Annotated in this window: 15 protein-coding genes and 1 other annotated feature; of the genes, 10 read left to right on the top strand and 5 right to left on the bottom strand. The window is 67.1% G+C overall.

The window, feature by feature from the left end; genetic code table 11:
* Nucleotides 1-25 precede the first annotated feature (25 nt).
* From TPR58_RS00130 to TPR58_RS00115, 4 genes are all read left to right on the top strand, one after another.
* The gene (locus TPR58_RS00130; protein WP_346244565.1) at nt 26-349 is read left to right on the top strand and encodes a putative quinol monooxygenase; all 324 of its coding nucleotides are present in this window, start codon (nt 26-28) and stop codon (nt 347-349) included.
* A 198-nt stretch (nt 350-547) separates the two neighbouring features.
* Nucleotides 548-1,894 carry a magnesium transporter gene (gene mgtE, locus TPR58_RS00125; RefSeq protein WP_346244564.1) on the top strand — a complete coding sequence of 449 codons (1,347 nt, stop codon included), beginning with the start codon at nt 548-550 and terminating at the stop codon, nt 1,892-1,894.
* A complete protein-coding gene (locus TPR58_RS00120; RefSeq protein ID WP_346244563.1) occupies nt 1,891-2,580 on the top strand; it encodes a hypothetical protein in 690 nt (229 codons plus the stop codon). Before mgtE ends, TPR58_RS00120 begins: the two co-directional genes overlap by 4 nt.
* A 93-nt stretch (nt 2,581-2,673) precedes the next feature.
* Nucleotides 2,674-3,492, top strand: coding sequence for a transporter (locus TPR58_RS00115; protein WP_346244562.1), 819 nt, complete (start codon nt 2,674-2,676; stop codon nt 3,490-3,492).
* A gap of 33 nt (nt 3,493-3,525) precedes the next feature.
* On the opposite strand, the gene TPR58_RS00110 is transcribed toward TPR58_RS00115, so the two are convergent.
* Nucleotides 3,526-4,377: a hypothetical protein gene (locus tag TPR58_RS00110; RefSeq protein WP_346244561.1), complete on the bottom strand. Its 852-nt coding sequence runs from the start codon at nt 4,375-4,377 to the stop codon at nt 3,526-3,528.
* Nucleotides 4,378-4,444: 67 nt separating this feature from the next.
* A complete protein-coding gene (locus tag TPR58_RS00105) occupies nt 4,445-4,960 on the bottom strand; it encodes a GNAT family N-acetyltransferase (protein ID WP_346244560.1) in 516 nt (171 codons plus the stop codon).
* A 403-nt stretch (nt 4,961-5,363) separates the two neighbouring features.
* Between TPR58_RS00105 and TPR58_RS00100 the strand changes: the two genes are divergently transcribed.
* Together TPR58_RS00100 and TPR58_RS00095 are read left to right on the top strand one after the other, a co-directional pair.
* Nucleotides 5,364-8,192, top strand: a complete 2,829-nt coding sequence (locus TPR58_RS00100) for a TonB-dependent receptor (protein ID WP_346244559.1) — start codon at nt 5,364-5,366, stop codon at nt 8,190-8,192.
* Nucleotides 8,193-8,217: 25 nt separating this feature from the next.
* Nucleotides 8,218-9,642: a purple acid phosphatase family protein gene (locus tag TPR58_RS00095; protein ID WP_346244558.1), complete on the top strand. Its 1,425-nt coding sequence runs from the start codon at nt 8,218-8,220 to the stop codon at nt 9,640-9,642.
* A 33-nt stretch (nt 9,643-9,675) separates the two neighbouring features.
* On the opposite strand, the gene TPR58_RS00090 is transcribed toward TPR58_RS00095, so the two are convergent.
* The gene (locus TPR58_RS00090; RefSeq protein ID WP_346244557.1) at nt 9,676-11,172 is read right to left on the bottom strand and encodes a SulP family inorganic anion transporter; all 1,497 of its coding nucleotides are present in this window, start codon (nt 11,170-11,172) and stop codon (nt 9,676-9,678) included.
* Between the two features lie 57 nt (nt 11,173-11,229).
* Nucleotides 11,230-11,285: a sequence feature (sul1 is cis-regulatory element that is thought to sense ions involved in sulfur or methionine metabolism; They are found in Alphaproteobacteria), on the bottom strand.
* A gap of 178 nt (nt 11,286-11,463) precedes the next feature.
* On the opposite strand from TPR58_RS00090, the gene TPR58_RS00085 reads away from it, so the two are divergent.
* The 4 genes from TPR58_RS00085 (at nt 11,464) to TPR58_RS00070 (ending at nt 14,743) form a co-directional block, all read left to right on the top strand.
* A complete protein-coding gene (locus TPR58_RS00085; protein ID WP_346244556.1) occupies nt 11,464-12,231 on the top strand; it encodes an SDR family NAD(P)-dependent oxidoreductase in 768 nt (255 codons plus the stop codon).
* Nucleotides 12,228-13,148 (top strand): glycoside hydrolase family protein, encoded by a 921-nt coding sequence (locus TPR58_RS00080; protein ID WP_346244555.1) that lies wholly within the window; start codon nt 12,228-12,230, stop codon nt 13,146-13,148. The genes TPR58_RS00085 and TPR58_RS00080 overlap by 4 nt, the downstream gene beginning before the upstream one ends.
* A gap of 60 nt (nt 13,149-13,208) precedes the next feature.
* Nucleotides 13,209-13,790 (top strand): pseudouridine synthase, encoded by a 582-nt coding sequence (locus TPR58_RS00075; RefSeq protein ID WP_346244554.1) that lies wholly within the window; start codon nt 13,209-13,211, stop codon nt 13,788-13,790.
* Nucleotides 13,791-13,912: 122 nt separating this feature from the next.
* On the top strand, nt 13,913-14,743 hold the full coding sequence (locus TPR58_RS00070; RefSeq protein WP_346244553.1) for a 23S rRNA (adenine(2030)-N(6))-methyltransferase RlmJ: 831 nt from the start codon (nt 13,913-13,915) through the stop codon (nt 14,741-14,743).
* Nucleotides 14,744-15,034: 291 nt separating this feature from the next.
* Here TPR58_RS00070 and thyX read toward each other — a convergent pair whose 3' ends face one another.
* Nucleotides 15,035-15,967 carry an FAD-dependent thymidylate synthase gene (gene thyX, locus TPR58_RS00065; RefSeq protein ID WP_346244552.1) on the bottom strand — a complete coding sequence of 311 codons (933 nt, stop codon included), beginning with the start codon at nt 15,965-15,967 and terminating at the stop codon, nt 15,035-15,037.
* A 97-nt stretch (nt 15,968-16,064) separates the two neighbouring features.
* Nucleotides 16,065-16,931, bottom strand: a complete 867-nt coding sequence (locus TPR58_RS00060) for a hypothetical protein (protein WP_346244551.1) — start codon at nt 16,929-16,931, stop codon at nt 16,065-16,067.
* Nucleotides 16,932-16,933: the final 2 nt, after the last annotated feature.

Here is a 16,933-nt window from a genome sequence, read left to right as displayed (position 1 = left end):
CGCCCTCTTCAGCAAGGAGCCACCCATGTCCGACCCCGAACCCGGCTTCACCGCCGTCCTGTGGGAAGCGAAGGCCCGGCCGGGGCGCGAGGCCGAGATGAAGGCCTTCCTGGCCGCTGCGGTCACCGCGTCGCGCCACGATCCCGGCTGCATCGACTATGAGGCGCACGAGGTCGACGGCGCGCCGGGCAGCTTCGTCATCTACGAACGCTGGGTCAGCCGCGAGGCGCTGGACGGTCACCTGGGCGCGCCGCGGATGCAGGCGCTGGTGCCCCGGCTGCTGGAGCTGATGCAGGGGTCGATCGAGGACGGCATCCGCATCCTTCGCCCCTTCCGCCCCGCCCGATAGGCGGCCGGCCGGACGGATTGACAGCCGCACCCCGCGGGCGCATTGGCCCGCCCGACTCTGCGGGGGTGCGCAGAGTCGTTTTTCAGGAAGCGAGAACATGTCCAGCGACAGTTCCAGTAGGACCGCACGTCCGGGGGTCGAAGGCTAGGCTCGCGCTTTGCCTCTCGCCGCCGGGTCGTGCGGGCGAGAGGTGTTACGATGAACGATCTGATTGCCGGCGTCGTCGCCGGTTTCCGCGCACGGCGCGGGCTCCCCGTGGCCGATACGGTCGAGGCGCTGCGTGCGCTCGTGCCGCTCGATGCGGCGCACCGGATTGCCCGGTTGCCCGTCGAACAGGCTGCCGCGCTGCTCGACCGGCCCGAATTCTCCCATGCCGACGAGGTGCTGGCCTGCCTGCCGCTCGACCGGGCGGCGCAGCTCGTCACGGCGATGGCGGCCGATCGCGCCGCCGACGTCATCGCGGCGACGCCCGACGGCGCCGGGCTGCTCCGCGCGCTCGATCCGGTCACGCGATCGGCGATCGAGGCGCTGCTGGCCTGGCCGGCCGACAGCGCGGGCGGGATGATGACCACCGAATATGTCGCGGTGCCCGGCGGCATGCGCGTCGGCGAGGTGATCGCCCATATCCGCCAGGTCGAGCGAACGCGCGAGACGGTCTATTCGGTGCTGCTGCTCGATCGTGCCGGCTGCCTCGTCGCGACCGTCTCGCTGCGCCGCCTGATCGCCGCCGACCCTGACTCCGCCGCGATCGACGCGGTCGCCGAACATCCGCCGGTGACCGTCGCGCCCGAGACCGACCGGGAGGCGGTCGCCGAGCTGATCCGCCGCCACGATCTGCTGGCGCTGCCGGTCGTCGATGCCGGCGGCCATCCGCTCGGCATCGTCACCGTCGACGATGTGCTCGACGCGCTCGTCGCCGCGCATACCGAGGATGCGCAGAAGTTCGGCGGGGTCGAGGCGCTCGACCGCCCCTATCTCGACACCGGCTTCCTCGCGATGATCCGCAAGCGCGCCGGTTGGCTCAGCGTCCTGTTCCTGTCGGAGATGCTCACCGCCAGCGCGATGCAGCATTTCGAGACCGAGCTGGAGCGTGCGGTCGTCCTCACCCTGTTCATCCCGCTGATCATGAGCTCGGGCGGCAACAGCGGCAGCCAGGCGACCTCGCTGATCATCCGCGCGCTCGCCATGGGCCAGCTCAAGCTGCGCGACTGGTGGCGCGTCGCGCTGCGCGAACTGCCGACCGGGCTGACGCTCGGCGCGATCCTCGGCCTGGTCGGGGCGGGGCGCATCGCCCTGTGGCAGGTCGCCGGCTTCTACGATTACGGCGTCCATTGGCAGCTGGTCGCGGCGACCGTCGCGGTCGGGCTGGTCGGCATCGTCACCTTCGGCTCGCTCGCCGGATCGATGCTGCCCTTCGCGCTCCAGCGGCTGGGGTTCGATCCCGCAAGCGCCTCGGCGCCGTTCGTCGCGACCCTGGTCGATGTGACGGGACTGGTGGTCTATTTCTCGATCGCGCTGGTCATCCTGTCGGGCACCCTGTTGTGATCCGCCGGGTCGGGCCGGCGATGCTCGCCGCGGCCGCCGCGCTGATGCTGCCCCCGGTCGCCCATGCCAGCGGACCCTATGCCGTGGACGATGCCGGTATCACCCCGGCGGGCCATGCCCAGGTCGAGGCATGGACGACGCGCAGCCGCGGCGCGACCCTCGCCACCGTCATCCCGGCAGTCACGCTGCCGGGGCTGCCCGATGTCGAATGGTCGCTCGGCTGGGCAGGGGTGCGCGGGCGCGGCGTCGGGGACGACCGGCTCTCCGCCCAGGCCAAGCTTGCGCTTCGCCACGGCGATGCCGGCCGGCCAAGCTTCGCGCTCGCCGCCGGCCTTTCGCTCGATGCACGATCGGGACGGCCGGCGGGCGGAACGGTCTATGGCGCGCTGACCCTGCCGATCGGCGATCGGATATTGGTCCATTGCAACGCCGGCGTCGGCCATGAGCGCGGCGCCGCGGCGCCCGCCGCCGCGCTTTGGGGCGTCCGCGCCGAGGCCGCGATCCTCCCCGAACGGCTCTCCGCGCATGCCGAGCTGTTCGACACGGGAACCAGCGGCCCCGCTGCCCAGTTCGGCATCCGGCCCATGGTGCTGCACGGGCATGTCGATCTGGAGCTGGTCTATGGCCACGGGCTGGCGGGCAAGGGCGCGGACTCGCTCACCCTCGGCCTGGCCGCCCGCTTCTAGGTGCGGCGTGCCTCGACCGGCCCCGGGACCCGAGAAACTCTCGGCCTATGGCATGAAGCTGTGCCAGGATGCGCCGGCGAACAGGGAACGGACATGATCACACGCGCAGTTCTGACCGGCCTTGCCCTGGCGGCAGGCCTTGCCGCGGCATCGCCCGCGCTCGCCCAGGGTGGCGATGATCCGCGCTTCTGTCCCAACCGGCCCAGCCTCGGCGCCTCGGCCTGCACCACGGAGCCCGGCCATGTGCAGGTCGAGGCATCTGCCTTCGACTGGCAGCGCGACGACAACCGCACCGATCGCGACGACCAGATCCTGGTCGCCGACCTGCTCGCCCGCATCGGCGTCGGCCCCCGGACCGAGCTGTCGCTCGGCTGGACCGCCTTCGGCACCGACCGCGACCGGCGCAAGGGCGCCGGCGGAATCAGCCGCGTCAGCGGGGTCGGCGACGTCCGCCTGGCGGTGCGCCAGAATCTGCGCAATCCGGGCGGCGACGGCCTTTCCTTCGGCATCGAACCTTTCGTGATCCTGCCCCTCGAGCCCCAGCCGATCGGTGACGGCGACTGGGAGGCGGGGGCGGTGATCCCGGTCACCTACGACCTCTCGAAATCGGTCAACCTCGCCTTGACCGGCCAGGTCGCCGCGCTCGCCGACGAGGACGGTCGCGGCCGCCACCTCAACTATAGCGGCATCATCGGCCTGGGCTATGCGCTGTCCGACCAGGTCACATGGGTCAGCGAAGTCTCGCTCGAGCGCGACGACGATCCTGCGGGCGGCGAAACCCATGTTCTCGCGGCCCAGTCGATCGCGTGGCAGCCGACCAAGCGCACCCAGCTCGACCTGCTCGCCGCCGCCGGCCTCACCCGCACCACCCCGGACATCCGCATCGCCCTGGGCGGCGCGATCCTGTTCTGAGGCTGGAGCGGGGGTCGCCGAGACGCGTTGCCGCTAGGCGCGGAAGCGCCTCAACGCCCGCATCATGTTGTCGCGGATGGACCGCCGCTGCCGCCCGCGCAGCGACTTTTCGGTAGGATAATCGACGATGCGATCGGGGAACTTGTCGGATGGGCAATCCAGCCCCGGATGCGACAGCGCATAGACCTGCGCCTGCTTCAGCAGCACATTGTACGTCTTGGCGTTGTAATAGGCCTCGATATAGTCCCGAAGCCGCTCATCGGCATCATAGTCCCGGTCGCGCGCCGCATTCAGGGGAAAGATGATCCGATAACAGTAGAAGCTGAGATCGGCATATTCCGAGGCTGCCACGCCCAGCGTCCGGACATCCTCGGCCACGCCCTGGATGAAGGTGCAGAAGGAATCGAAGCAGGTGCGATAGGCGTACATGTCGGGCTCGCGCCATTCGGCGTCGCGATCAACCTTCAGCGATCGGACGAACCGGTCCCAGTTGATCTCGAAATAGTCGTGGCCGATCCGCGGCGCGTCCCAGGCGGGCGCGGGTGTCGCGGCACGCCGCGCGTCGAACAGCGACTGGAACGACGGCGGGATCGGCGCCGGTCCCTCGCGCCAGTCGAGAATGCGGGAGATCAGCGCGATGTTCGGATTGCTCACCATCTCCGACAACAAGGTGCGGACGAATTCCGAGCGCTTCCACTGCCGCTCGTCCTCGTGCTGGCGTCGCGAGAAATAGATTTGCGACCCGGCGAAGACCAGGCCGGCCGCGGTCACGCAAGCGCCGATCAGCGATGCCGCCGCCCCGCGATCGGTCATGATCCACCTGACGGTACACCACAGCGTGAGTGACGAGTCGCAGACAAACGCCTGCGCTTCTCCGATCGGCATGTCGTCTTTCTCCCCCCGGAAAGACGGTCACGCTAACCGGACCGCGCCGCCGCGACCAGAGGGATGTTCAGTCGTTAAGTCGCTTGGCGAACACATGCGAGATCGTCCCGAAGCCGTGACGGTCGAAAAACCGGTGCGCACCTTCGTTCCCGACCCCGCTTTCCAGGAACAGCCATTCGATCCCGCGCGCCCGAACCCGCGCTTCGACCTCGCCGAGCAGTCGCTCGCCGATGCGAAACGATCGCAGCGACGGCTCGACCGCCATGTCCTCCAGCACCGCGAATTGCCGCCGGCTGCTCGCTTCCCAGGCGAGGATGACCATCCCGACGAGGTCGCCCGCATCCGTTTCGGCGACCAGGAGGTCGCGCGCTTCGCCCAGGGTTGCGAAGTCCTCGGCGTACAGGCCGGCAAGACCGTCCGCCCAATGCCGTCCATCCGGACTGAGCCCGGTCTGGATTTCGCCATGGCTGATATAGCGCGCATCCGACCCGATCACCCGCCCCGCGAACGCGGCCGCCGCGCGGGCCGTCGCGTCCGACTTGTCCCAGCGAAAGCGGATGCCCGGCGGCTCGGGATCGGTCATGACGGCAGCTCCTCTGTGGAGGATGCCCACTAGACCCGACCGGCCTGCTCCCCAAGGAAAAGCGCGCCAGGGAGACCGCTTCCCCCCGCCGTCCGCAACGGGGCGACAATTTTCTGCGGCAGTGTGGCTGATTTTGTGTCGTTGAATCAGATGCTTAGATGCATGTCAGAAAAATACCATCCGGCTTTCACGGCTTGGACGCACAATCGTAACACGGGCGTCACGCGATGCGGCCAACCGGCCGACCAGCGAGGCGACGCAGCACATGCGCCGCCCGGAAGGGGACATCGAGACCATGCCATTCAGCCGCAACTCGCGGGCGATGGCGGCTGTCCGAAGAGATCCCCGACCAGAGCGCAGCCATCCGGGTTGCGCGCCAGATTAGCGAAAAGGGAACTCTTCAATGCTGAACTCTCGCCGGTTCCAGGCCGGGCTGCTCGCCGGTGCCGCCCTGTTGTTCACGCCCGCACTTGCCCTTGCCAGCGACGTCGTCGGCACGGTGACCGACGGCTCGGGCACCCGCACGCTCCAGGGTGCCGAGGTCCGGATCGTCGAACTGGGCCGCGTGGTCGAGGCCGGGCGCGACGGCGGCTTCCGCTTCGGCGACGTTCCCGCTGGCACCTACACGGTTGTCGCGCGCTATGTCGGTACGGAGCCGACCACCAGCACGATCACCGTTTCCGACAGCGGCAATGTCCGCATCGATCTGGTGCTGGGCGGCGACAACCAGATCATCGTCGTCGGCCAGGCGGCCAGCCTGTCGAGCAGCCTGTCGCGCCAGCGCGCCGCCGACGGCGTCGAGAGCGTCCTGACCCGCGACTCGATCGGCCAGTTCCCCGACCAGAATGTCGCCGAATCGATGCGCCGCCTGCCCGGCGTGAACATCCTCAACGACCAGGGCGAGGGCCGCTTCGTCTCGGTCCGCGGCCTCGATCCCGAACTCAACTCGGCCTCGATCAACGGCGCCCGCCTGCCCGCGCCGGAGAGCGACGTCCGCTCGGTCGCGCTCGACGTGGTCCCGGCCGAACTGATCGAATCGATCGAGGTCAAGAAGTCGCTGACCCCGGACATGGACGGCGACACGATCGGCGCCTCGATCGAGATCAACACGGTCAGCGCGTTCGATCGCAAGAAGGACCTGTTCTCGGTCAAGGTCGAGGGCAGCTATAACGATTATGCCGACGCGCTGACGCCCAAGGCGTCGTTCGATTTCTCGACCAAGCTCGGCGACAATTTCGGCATCGCCGGCGGCATCAGCTACTACAAGCGCAAGTTCGAGACCGACAATATCGAGGCCAGCGACTGGGACAAGGCCGGCGACATCGTCTTTGCCCGCCAGCTCCAGTATCGCGACTATGACGTCGAGCGTGAGCGCCTCGGCGCCTCGCTCAACCTCGACTGGCGGCCCAGCGACACGACCAAGCTCTATGCGCGCGGCCTGTACAGCATCTTCTCCGACCAGGAATATCGCGCCGACCTCACCTTCGTGATGAACGAATCGCGCATCAACCCGGTCTCGGGCACCGCGACCTCGGCCAATTTCCTCAGCAACAATCGCGGCCTGAACCCGCCTGCCGGCACCGACGGCGCGCGGATCGAGATCCGCCGCCGCATGAAGGACCGGTTCGAGCGGCAGCGGATCGGTTCGCTCGTCGTCGGCGGCGAGACCGAGACCGGCCCGTGGAAGCTCACCTATTCGGCCTCCTATTCGCGCGCGAGCGAGAAGGAGGACGGCTCGGTCGATCCGACGCGCTTCCAGGCGCGCTTCAACGGCTCGGGCGCGAACCAGGTCGGCGTCAACTTCGACTATTCGGACATCCGCCGCCCGCTCTTCAGCCTCACCGGCAACACCGCGCTGGTCAACAACCCGGCCAGCTATGGCTTCAACGAGCTCGAATATACCGACCTGTCGGACTCGAAGGACGAGGAATGGGCGGTCCGCGCCGACCTCGCCCGCGAATTCGCGCTCGCCAACGGCACCTTCACCGTCCAGGGCGGCATCAAGTCGCGCTGGCGCGACAAGTCCTACGACCTCGATGCCCTGGTCTATGACGGCTATACCGGCACCGGCGGCTACACCCTCGCCAATGTGCTGGGTGCCCAGACCTATCGCATCGCGGATCTTGGCCCGGTGCCCAGCCACACCGCCCCGACCGACTTCTACAACAGCAACAAGAACGGCTTCACCCTCAACGAGGACGACACGACGATCAACTCGGCGTCGTCCGACTATGCGATCACCGAGGACGTGCTGGCCGGCTATCTCCTCGGCCGCTACGACACCGACACGCTGCGCGTCGTCGGCGGCGTTCGCATGGAGCGGACCTATAACGACATCCGCGCCTTCTCGGTGAACGAGGACACGCTGGACGTCATCCCCAACCGCGCGACCCGCAGCTATACCGACTGGCTGCCCAGCCTCACCTTCCGCTACGAACCGGTGCGCAACGTCGTGCTGCGCCTGGCGGGCTACAAGAACCTGGTCCGCCCCAAGCTGTCGAACCTCGCCCCGCGCGTGCTGGTCAACGAGGATGCGGAGGCCGAATTCGGCAACCCGAACCTGCGGCCCTATCGCGCCTGGAACGCCGACGCCTCGGCCGAATGGTATTTCGCCAACGGCTCGGCACTGACCGCCGGTCTGTTCTGGAAGTCGATCGACGGCTTCATCGTCAACGTGACCGAGACTGGCGCGGGCGAGATCCTCGGCATCGACTATATCCAGGCGACCACCTTCCGCAACGGCGAGACCGCCAAGGTCAAGGGGCTCGAACTGTCCTATGCCCAGCGCTTCACCTTCCTGCCGGCGCCGCTGGACGGGCTGCTGCTCAACGCCAACTACACGCTCACCGATGCCACCGGCACGGTGTTCGCGGGCGACGACCTGACCGATCCGCGCCGCATCTCGCTGCCCTCGACCTCGCGCAACACCTTCAACGTCGTGCTCGGCTATGAAAAGGGCCGCGTCTCGTTCCGCGCGGCCGGCACCTACCGCGACAAGTATCTCGACGAGCTGGGCGGCTCGGCCGACCAGGACCGCTATGTCGATCAGCATTTCCAGCTCGACCTGTCGGCCAAGTACCGGGTGGCCAAGGGCGTCCGCCTGTTCGCCGACTGGGTGAACGTCACCGACGCGCCCTATTTCGCCTATCAGAACTTCGAGGGCCGCAAGCGCTTGCTCCAGTATGAAAAGTACAGCTGGACCGCGAAGTTCGGCGTCAGCGCCAGCTTCTGATCCCGCCTCACGTGAAAGCATGTCGATGAAGAATCGGACCCGCCGCCTCTCGCTCGCCCTGGCCTTGGCCGCAGCCGCCCAATTGGGCACGCTGCCAGCCGGCGCACAGGAGGCGGCGGGTCCGATCCCGCGCTCGGCGGGGCAGCCCTATGCGCCGCGCAACCTGCCCGACCGCATCGTCCTGACCCCCGGCGCCGACCCCACGCGCGAGATGGCCGTGGCCTATCGCACCGACATGGCCCAGGCCGCCAGCGAGGCGCAGATCGCGGTCGCCGTCGACGGCCCGACGCTCGACGAAAAGGCTCAGGGTCGCACCGGATCCAGCCGGACGATCGACAGCGCCAACGGCGCCGCCCGCTATCACCAGGTCCGCTTCACCGGCCTCGCTCCCGACACCGTCTATGCCTATCGGCTGAAGGGCAGCGCCGGCTGGACCGAATGGCTCCAGTTCCGCACCGCCGCGGCAGAAGCACGCCCGTTCCGCTTCCTCTATCTCGGCGACATCCAGAACGGCATCCTCACCTATGCCAGCCGCGTGATCCGCCAGGCCTTCCACGCCAACGGCAATATCGAGCTGGTGCTGCACGCCGGCGATCTCGCGGCGCAGCGCGACGATCTCGACCATGACGACGAATGGGGCGAATGGAACCAGGCGGGCGGCTATAACTGGTCGATCGTTCCGCAACTGCCGGCCACCGGCAACCATGAATATGTCGACGTGACGCTGCCGACCGGCGCGGAAAGCCGCAAGCTCGGCCCCTATTGGCCGCTCCAGTTCGCGCTGCCCGCCAACGGCACCGATCCGGTCAAGGCGACCACCTATTTCGTCGACTATCAGGGCGTCCGCTTCATCGTCCTCGACGGCACCGCGGCGATCGATCTCGGCGCGATGGATGCCCAGACCAGGTGGCTCGACGCGACGCTCGCCTCCAGCAAGGCGAAATGGAACGTCGTCCTGTTCCACCAGCCCGTCTTCACCTGCGCCCGCCCTCGCGATACGGCCGAAATCAAGTCGGTCTGGAAGCCGATCTTCGATGCGCGCAAGGTCGATCTCGTGCTTCAGGGCCACGACCATTGCTACAGCCGCCTGACCTCGGAAGGCGGCCGCGCGGTCAGCGCAAAGGCACGGGCCGACGGCGCCGTCCAGGGCCCGGTCTATCTCGTCTCGGTCACCGGATCGAAGATGTACGGCCTCAACGACCGCGCCCGCGCCCAGCCCGATCGCACCGCCGAGGCGACCGAACTCTACCAGGTCGTCGATGTCGACGGCGGCACGCTCCGCTTCCGTACCTTCACCGCCTCGGGCAGACTCTATGACGGCTTCGATCTCGAGCGCGGCGCCGACGGCCGCAACCGCCTGAACGAGATCGCCGAGCCGAAGATCGCCGAACGCTTCTGCACCGGCGCGGTGGGTCCCGATGGCGGGAAGTGCGTGGCTCGGGGGAAATAGGGAGCCGGGCAGGGGCCGCCCGCCCGCCGCGAGTCAGTGCGGCACCGCGCCCAACTCGACCCCCGTCTTGTCGTGCCGCGCAAAGCGGTCGACGATATCGGCGCTGGCGCGGTTATAGCCCACCACCTCGACCACGCGGCCCTCGCGGCGCAGCCGGGCGACGATCCTGTCGAGCGCCGCCACGGCGGAGATGTCCCAGAAATGCGCGGTGCTCACGTCGATCCGCACCTGCTGCGCGCTGTCCTCGGCCTGGAAGGCCCGGGTGAACCGGTCGACCGATGCGAAGAAGATCTCGCCTGACACGACATAGGTCGCGCTCGCCCCGTCCTCCGCGGCCTCGCGCTCGACCGCGAACATCCGCTGCACCTTGCCGGCGAAGAAGATGCCCGACAGCAGCACCCCCGCCAGCACGCCCAGCGACAGGTCGCGCGTCGCCACCACGACCACCACCGTCGTCACCATCACCACCGACGATGTCGGCGGATGGCGGCGCAGGTTCGGGATCGAGTTCCAGCTGAACGTCCCGATCGACACCATGATCATCACCGCCACCAGCGCCGGCATCGGTACCTGCCCGACCCACGGCCCCAATACCGCCAGCAGGAACAGCAGGAACGCGCCCGCGACGAAGGTCGACAGCCGGCTGCGCCCGCCCGACGTCACGTTGATCACCGACTGGCCGATCATCGCGCATCCGCCCATTCCGCCGAACAGCGCCGCGACGATGTTCGCGCCGCCCTGGCCCGCGCATTCGCGCCGCTTGTCGCTGTCGCTGTCGGTCATGTCGTCGACGATCTGCGCGGTCAGCAGCGACTCCAGCAGGCCCACGGCTGCCATCGTCAGCGCATAGGGCAGGATGAACCGCAGCGTCTCGATCGTCAGCGGCACCTGCGGCAGCGCCAGGCTCGGCAGCCCTTCGGGCAAGCGACCCATGTCGCCGACCGTATTGACCGACAGCCCCAGCGCGATGCTGATCGCGCTCAGCACCAGGATCGCGACCAGAGGCGAGGGGACGGCGCGCGTCAGCCGCGGAAAGCCATAGAGGATCGCCAGCCCCCCGGCGACCATCGCGTAGGTCTCCCACCCCTGGCCGACCAGCTGCGGCAGCTGCGCCAGGAAGATCAGGATCGCCAGCGCGTTGACGAATCCGGTGATCACCGACCGCGAGACGAACTGCATCACCAGGTCCAGCCGCGCGAGGCCCGCGACGAACTGGATCAGCCCCATCAGGATCGTCGCCGCGAACAGATACTCGACCCCGTGATCGCGCACCAGCGGCCCGACCAGCACCGCCACCGCCGCGGTCGCGGCCGAGATCATCCCCGGCCGCCCCCCGATCAGCGCGATCGTCATCGCGATCGCGACCGAGGCATACAGGCCGACGCGCGGATCCACGCCGGCGATGATCGAAAACCCGATCGCCTCGGGAATCAGCGCCAGCGCGACGACGATGCCCGCAAGAACGTCCCGGCGGGCGGCGGCAGCGTCAGTGAACCACTGACGGCGATAGGCGGAAAGATCGAATGTCATTGGATTTCCACAACAGGGCACGAGGCGCCGCGCGGGCGCATGAGGATCGGTGCATGTTGTTGTCCGGCGGATCGGCGGCCGGAATAGCCACCCGGAATTTCACCCGGTCCTTGCGAATGCGAGCGCCTTAGGCCGCCGATGCGCGCGAGGCAAGATGCCGTGCTGCGCTCGGCCAGCCACGCCCACGCCCGCGTGACTCATTTGTAACGGGAGGTTTGGCGCAGGAGGTGGCAGACCTGCCATGGCGACCAGCACCATGGTGACGGGATGTCGCGCAGGAAAGGAGCAGGCATGTTCGACAACCATGTGGCGATCGTCACCGGCGGCGAATCCGGCATCGGGGCCGCCTGCGCCAGGGCGCTGGGCGATGCCGGCGCGCGCGTCGCCATCACCTATTTCCGGGACGAAGCCGCCGCGACCGCGCTGTGCGCCGCCATCGGCGGCCCGGACCGGGCGATCGCGATCCAGGCCGATGTCGGTGACGAGGCCGCGGTCGAGCGACTGTTCGCCGCGGCCGAGGCGGCGTTCGGCACCGTCGACCTGCTGGTCAATTCCGCCGGGCTCAACATGAGCGGGGTGATGATCGCCGACATGGCGCTGGCTCAGTTCGATCGCGTGATCCGCTCGGATCTCTACGGCCCCTTCCTGACCTGCCGCCGCATGGTGCGCGCGCTGGAGGCGGCGAGCGCCGGGGGGCGGATCGTCAACATCTCGTCGATCCACGAACGCGCGCCGCGCGCGGGCGGCGTCGACTATGACGCGGCGAAGGGCGGACTGGCGCAGCTGACCGCGACGCTCGCGCTCGAACTCGCGCCCAGGGGCATCGCGGTGAACGGCGTCGCGCCGGGCATGATCCTCACCCCGATGAACCAGTCCGCGCTCGACCATCCCGAGGAGCTGAAGGCCAAGCAGGCGGCGATCCCCTGGGGCCGCGCCGGCCGGCCCGACGAGGTCGCGGCGCTGGTCCTGTTCCTCCTGTCGCCCGCCGCCGACTATATCACTGGCACGACCGTCACCATCGACGGCGCGCTGTCGCTTGCCGTGGCGCTGGGCGCATGAGTGCCGCGACCCCGATGATCGACTTCGACGTCGAGCAGATCGACGCCGTTACGGTCACCGGCCCGGCAGCCTTCGCCCGGCGCGACCTGATGAGCCCCTATGTCTGGCGACGCCCCGACGGAAAGCTGGCGATGCTGGTGCGCGCCGTTCCGCATGCCGACTATGACCACGGCGCCGCCGGCGACACCGGCTCGATCTGGCACGCCCTGTCCGATGACGGCTTAAGCTTCGCGGTCGAGGGCGGGCCGGTGCTCGGGCCCGGGCCGGGCCCGGACGATATCGGCGGGTGCGAGGACCCGACCCCGGTCGTCCTGCCCGACGGCAGCCTGGTCGTCTATTACACCGGCGTCGACGCCACCCGCGCCCATGCCGAACTTCTCTACGCGACCGGCCCGTCGCTCGACGCGCTGGTGAAGCGCGGCGTGGCGATGCTGAACTCCGACAGCGAGGGCAACATCAAGGAGGCGACGGTCGATCGCACCAGGGCCGGGGAGTGGCGCCTGTTCTACGAATATGCCCATGCCGAAGCCTCGCGGGTCGGCCTCGCCATCGGCAAGAGCGTGGCAGGGCCCTGGGATCGCCAGCCGCCGCCCTTCGCCCCGCGCCCCGACGGCTGGGACAGCTGGCACCTGTCGACCGGCCCGCTGCTGACCACCGACAAGAACTTCCCCGTCATGTTCTACAACGGCGCGACCCGCGACGCGCGCTGGCGGATCGGCTGGGTGGCGTTCGACGCGGACTATGGCCGGGTCGTCGACCGCTGCATCGAACCGCTCATCACCCCGCCACCGGCCCCGGACCGCAGCGCCGCCGACATCGCCTTCGCCGCATCGGTGGTGATCGTGGACGATGCGATCTGGCTCTATTACTCGCTGGCCGATGCGACGCTGAACCGGGCGATCATCCGGCGGATCTGAGGGGGCAGGGTCTCGTCGGCGGCTGGAGACACAGCCGCAGCCGAACGATATGACCCGGGCATGGCCCGGCTGCTCCTGTTCAACAAACCCTTCGGCGTCCTGTCGCAATTCACCGATCGCGGATCGCCGACGACTCGCTCGACCCTGTCGGACTTCATCGCGGTGAAGGGCGTCTATCCGGCCGGCCGGCTCGATCGCGACAGCGAGGGCCTGCTGCTGCTGTGCGACGACGGGCGGCTGCAGGCGCGCATTGCCGATCCGCGCTTCAAGATGCCCAAGACCTATCTCGTCCAGGTCGAAGGCGATCCGCAGGCGCCCGAACTGGAGCGCCTGCGCCAGGGCGTCCGGCTCAACGATGGCATGACCCTGCCGGCCGAAGTCGAGCGGATCGACGCGCCGGACCTGTGGCCGCGCGATCCGCCCATCCGCCAGCGCAAGCTCATCCCCGACAGCTGGCTGAAACTCACCATCCGCGAAGGGCGCAACCGGCAGGTGCGCCGGATGACGGCGGCGGTCGGCTTGCCCACCCTCAGGCTGGTCCGCTGGTCGATCGGCGACTGGTCCGTCGCCGGGATCGCGCCGGGCCGGTTCGAGGAGCGCTCCGGCCCGGGGGAGGGGACCGGCGGCACCCATGGCCGATGACGCACTCTGGCTGGATCGCGGATCACGGCCATGGCTGCTGCCGGTTGCCGCCGACCGCGAAAGCTGATTTGAGGCTTCGCTCAGAGGGGCTCTGACCCCTTCCGCCCGCTTTCTGGATCCCGATGAACTACCGCCATTCCTTCCATGCCGGCAACAGCGCCGATGTCGTGAAGCACAGCCTGCTGATCGCCCTTGTCCGGGCCCTGCAGCACAAGGAGGGCGCGCTGACCCTCATCGACACCCATGCCGGCTGCGGGATCTACGACCTTGCCGGCGACCAGGCCCAGCGCACCGGCGAAGCCGCACACGGCGTGCTGCGCGCCTTTGCCGACGCGAACCCCTTGCTGGACGACTATCGCGCCGCCGTACGCGCGGTGAATGCCGGGGCGGAACCGCACCTCTACCCCGGTTCGCCCCAGATCCTGGCGCAGATGCTGCGTCCGCAGGACGCGCTGATTCTGAACGAAAAGCATCCCGAGGACGCCGCCGCCCTGCGCCGCGCGATGCGCGGCACGCCCGCCGCCGTGCACGAGCGCGACGCGTACGAGCTCTGGCTGGCGCTGCTCCCGACCCGTACGGCACGCGGCGTGGTGGTGGTCGACCCGCCCTACGAACAGACCGACGAACGCGCCCGCATCACGACCACGCTCGCCGCGGCGCACCGCAAATGGGCGCATGGCGTGACGGTGATCTGGTACCCGCTGAAGGACCGCGCCACGCATGAGCGGTGGAAGGGCCAGCTGCGCAGGCTCGCCATCCTGAAATTCCTGTCGGTCGAGCATTGGCTGTATGACGCCGATCAGCCCGGCATCTACAACGGCGCGGGCCTGTTCATCGTCAATCCGCCCTACGCCTTCACCCAGGCGCTGCCGCCCCTGCTCGAAGCGCTGCGCGCCGCGCTGGCGCCGGAGGGGCATCGGGGGGAGATCGCTGCGGATTGGTTGGACGGTTGAGAATGAGCCTGATGCCCAGATCCAGTTATTCGAGCCCATGGGTGAAGCTGGCCCGCTTTCTGATGATCGGGGAGCCCGCTGCAATGGCTGACTGGGGGCGCATGGCGGTCAGATAGCAGCGACCACGCCCGAGCGAACTGCTGATGAGAGCGCGGATCCAAAAAACCACACAAACTAGGGGGGCGAGCCCATGCCCGCTCCCTGCGTCTTTAATTAAAGGAGGCGCTGCGTTCGAGCGGACGTATAAGAGTGGACCACTGTCGCCCAAGGACAGTCCTCAGTTACTGCTGTTTAGGCTCCTATTATGCCAAATCGCGTAGCAAACTCCGACCATTCGCGCGTTGAAATATTCTGCGGGCGTGACAATGTCGTACCCGCTAGAACCTTCCGAACAACATCCGCCTCGGCGGCGGACAGAGAAACTGCATTCATGCGATAATCCTCAAACGCTTCGCAACTGACCGGTACCCACTGCCGAACGATATCTCGTATGAGCTCGGCGTAAATGCGAATTTCGAACTGTGCATGTGGGTCTGCGCGGAGACGTAAAAATCCGAATAGATTATGAAGGTCTGTCTTCCAATACCACTGTGTGTAGGTGGACAGGCCGAGGCCAATCCGCGCTAGTTCACGCGCCAGCCCTGTTCGGTCGGCATCATGGTCCGGATCGTCGGGGTCATTAAGCAGCTGGCGATAGGTGGCGTAGGAGCGCTCGGCATCTTCCCGAAGCAAGTGGAGGACACGCGCGGCCTGCTCTTCTTCCAGCACTGCACCCCGTCCTTGACGGTTGATTGTCGTCTGCGCTGCCAGATGCTCCCTCGACGGGGTATAAAACTCTCTATCAAGGATCGAGTAGCGCGCCGAGTACTCGTTGATGTTTGCCGTACGATGCCGGACCCATTGTCGCGCAACAAAGATAGGCAACTTCACATGCAGCTTGATTTCGCACATCTCGAAAGGGGTTGAGTGCCAATGACGCATCAAATAGCGAATCAGCGCACGATCCTCGCTAACCTTCTTGGTGCCGCGCCCATAGGACACCCTCGCGGCCTGCACGATAGCGCCATCATCACCCATGTAATCAATGACTCTGACGAAGCCGTGATCGAGCACCCGGTGCTCTATCTGGAGAATTGCCTCGAGTGCGGCGACAGTAGGACGCCGGGTTTCACTCATCTGCGCGCGCGCCACCATGATCTCGGCATCTGGCGTTCCGCTGGTCATTATTAATCCTTCACATCCTGCCGCAACTGCTTTCCCCATCATGGATTGGCAAGAATGCGGGTCTCAGGAATTGGAACATATAAGGAACTAAAAAGAGTCATGCAATGCGATAGAGGTCTCGACCGCCAAGGCGCAGACAATAGCCGATTGCGTCGGGCGCGTCTCCACGCATAGCGGCGTCCTTTGTATAATTCAGGGCGTACCGCAAAGGCTGGGCATAATAGACAGGTACCGCCGGCCGTTTCGCTGCTTCGGTCGCCAGCGCAAACAAGCACATGGCAAGCGACATCGTCTTCGGACCATAAGGGGCGATCGCCGAACTGATCGCACCGTCTTCAGTCATCTCGCACAACGCGTCGAATATTTGAGGGCAATCATACATGTGTATGTGGACTCTGTCCGGGGGGTCGATCTGATTTTTTGACGTTAGCTCTTCGATATGTTTCACAAACATCCAGTTCCTTTGATGTCCGGGTGGGCCGGGAGGGAACGGAAATATTAGACGGATAGCATCTGATTGCTGATCATCGAGCAAGGTATCGAGCCCGGTGGGTTCAAAGCCAATACCGATGATCAGCGATCCGTGACGGTCTCGCGCGGCATCGCCCGCAAAGCTTGGTAGGACGCGGAGAGGGGAGATATTCTCTGACAAGGTGGTGGCATATCCGACTCCTGCTGTGTAGCAAGCGATGACGTCCTCAATCGCGGCCTCGGCGAGCGCCGCGCGGATGAGCGGGAAAAACCAATGCTTCGGTAAGGACGTCAGATCAATGAGGAGGCTGGTGCTACCCGCCTCGACTAGATCGGTCACAATTCCCGTAATCATGTCTAGGTCGGCCACGAGCGGTGCCGGCACGATCTCTCCCGGGGTATAGCCGGCGGCGACGAGCGCCGCCCGGTGCTCAGCCAAACGCTCTACGACCGCTCCGAGATCGAGCGGCTGGGGATCGTGAATTTCGATCATGG

It is taken from the genome of Sphingomonas rustica, assembly GCF_039652585.1.
Classification (GTDB): domain Bacteria; phylum Pseudomonadota; class Alphaproteobacteria; order Sphingomonadales; family Sphingomonadaceae; genus Sphingomonas; species Sphingomonas rustica.
The sequence above is the reverse complement of the archived record's forward strand: the minus strand, read 5'-3'. Positions and strand labels throughout refer to the sequence as shown.

What these genes read in the sequence shown, in the direction of transcription:
- TPR58_RS00130 (WP_346244565.1), top strand. Translation starts at nt 26, where the DNA reads ATGTCCGACCCCGAACCCGGCTTCACCGCCGTCCTGTGGGAAGCGAAG.
- mgtE (WP_346244564.1), top strand. Translation starts at nt 548, where the DNA reads ATGAACGATCTGATTGCCGGCGTCGTCGCCGGTTTCCGCGCACGGCGC.
- TPR58_RS00115 (WP_346244562.1), top strand. Translation starts at nt 2,674, where the DNA reads ATGATCACACGCGCAGTTCTGACCGGCCTTGCCCTGGCGGCAGGCCTT.
- TPR58_RS00110 (WP_346244561.1), bottom strand. Translation starts at nt 4,377, where the DNA reads ATGCCGATCGGAGAAGCGCAGGCGTTTGTCTGCGACTCGTCACTCACG.
- TPR58_RS00105 (WP_346244560.1), bottom strand. Translation starts at nt 4,960, where the DNA reads ATGACCGATCCCGAGCCGCCGGGCATCCGCTTTCGCTGGGACAAGTCG.
- TPR58_RS00100 (WP_346244559.1), top strand. Translation starts at nt 5,364, where the DNA reads ATGCTGAACTCTCGCCGGTTCCAGGCCGGGCTGCTCGCCGGTGCCGCC.
- TPR58_RS00095 (WP_346244558.1), top strand. Translation starts at nt 8,218, where the DNA reads ATGAAGAATCGGACCCGCCGCCTCTCGCTCGCCCTGGCCTTGGCCGCA.
- TPR58_RS00090 (WP_346244557.1), bottom strand. Translation starts at nt 11,172, where the DNA reads ATGACATTCGATCTTTCCGCCTATCGCCGTCAGTGGTTCACTGACGCT.
- TPR58_RS00085 (WP_346244556.1), top strand. Translation starts at nt 11,464, where the DNA reads ATGTTCGACAACCATGTGGCGATCGTCACCGGCGGCGAATCCGGCATC.
- TPR58_RS00080 (WP_346244555.1), top strand. Translation starts at nt 12,228, where the DNA reads ATGAGTGCCGCGACCCCGATGATCGACTTCGACGTCGAGCAGATCGAC.
- TPR58_RS00075 (WP_346244554.1), top strand. Translation starts at nt 13,209, where the DNA reads ATGGCCCGGCTGCTCCTGTTCAACAAACCCTTCGGCGTCCTGTCGCAA.
- TPR58_RS00070 (WP_346244553.1), top strand. Translation starts at nt 13,913, where the DNA reads ATGAACTACCGCCATTCCTTCCATGCCGGCAACAGCGCCGATGTCGTG.
- thyX (WP_346244552.1), bottom strand. Translation starts at nt 15,967, where the DNA reads ATGACCAGCGGAACGCCAGATGCCGAGATCATGGTGGCGCGCGCGCAG.
- TPR58_RS00060 (WP_346244551.1), bottom strand. Translation starts at nt 16,931, where the DNA reads ATGATCGAAATTCACGATCCCCAGCCGCTCGATCTCGGAGCGGTCGTA.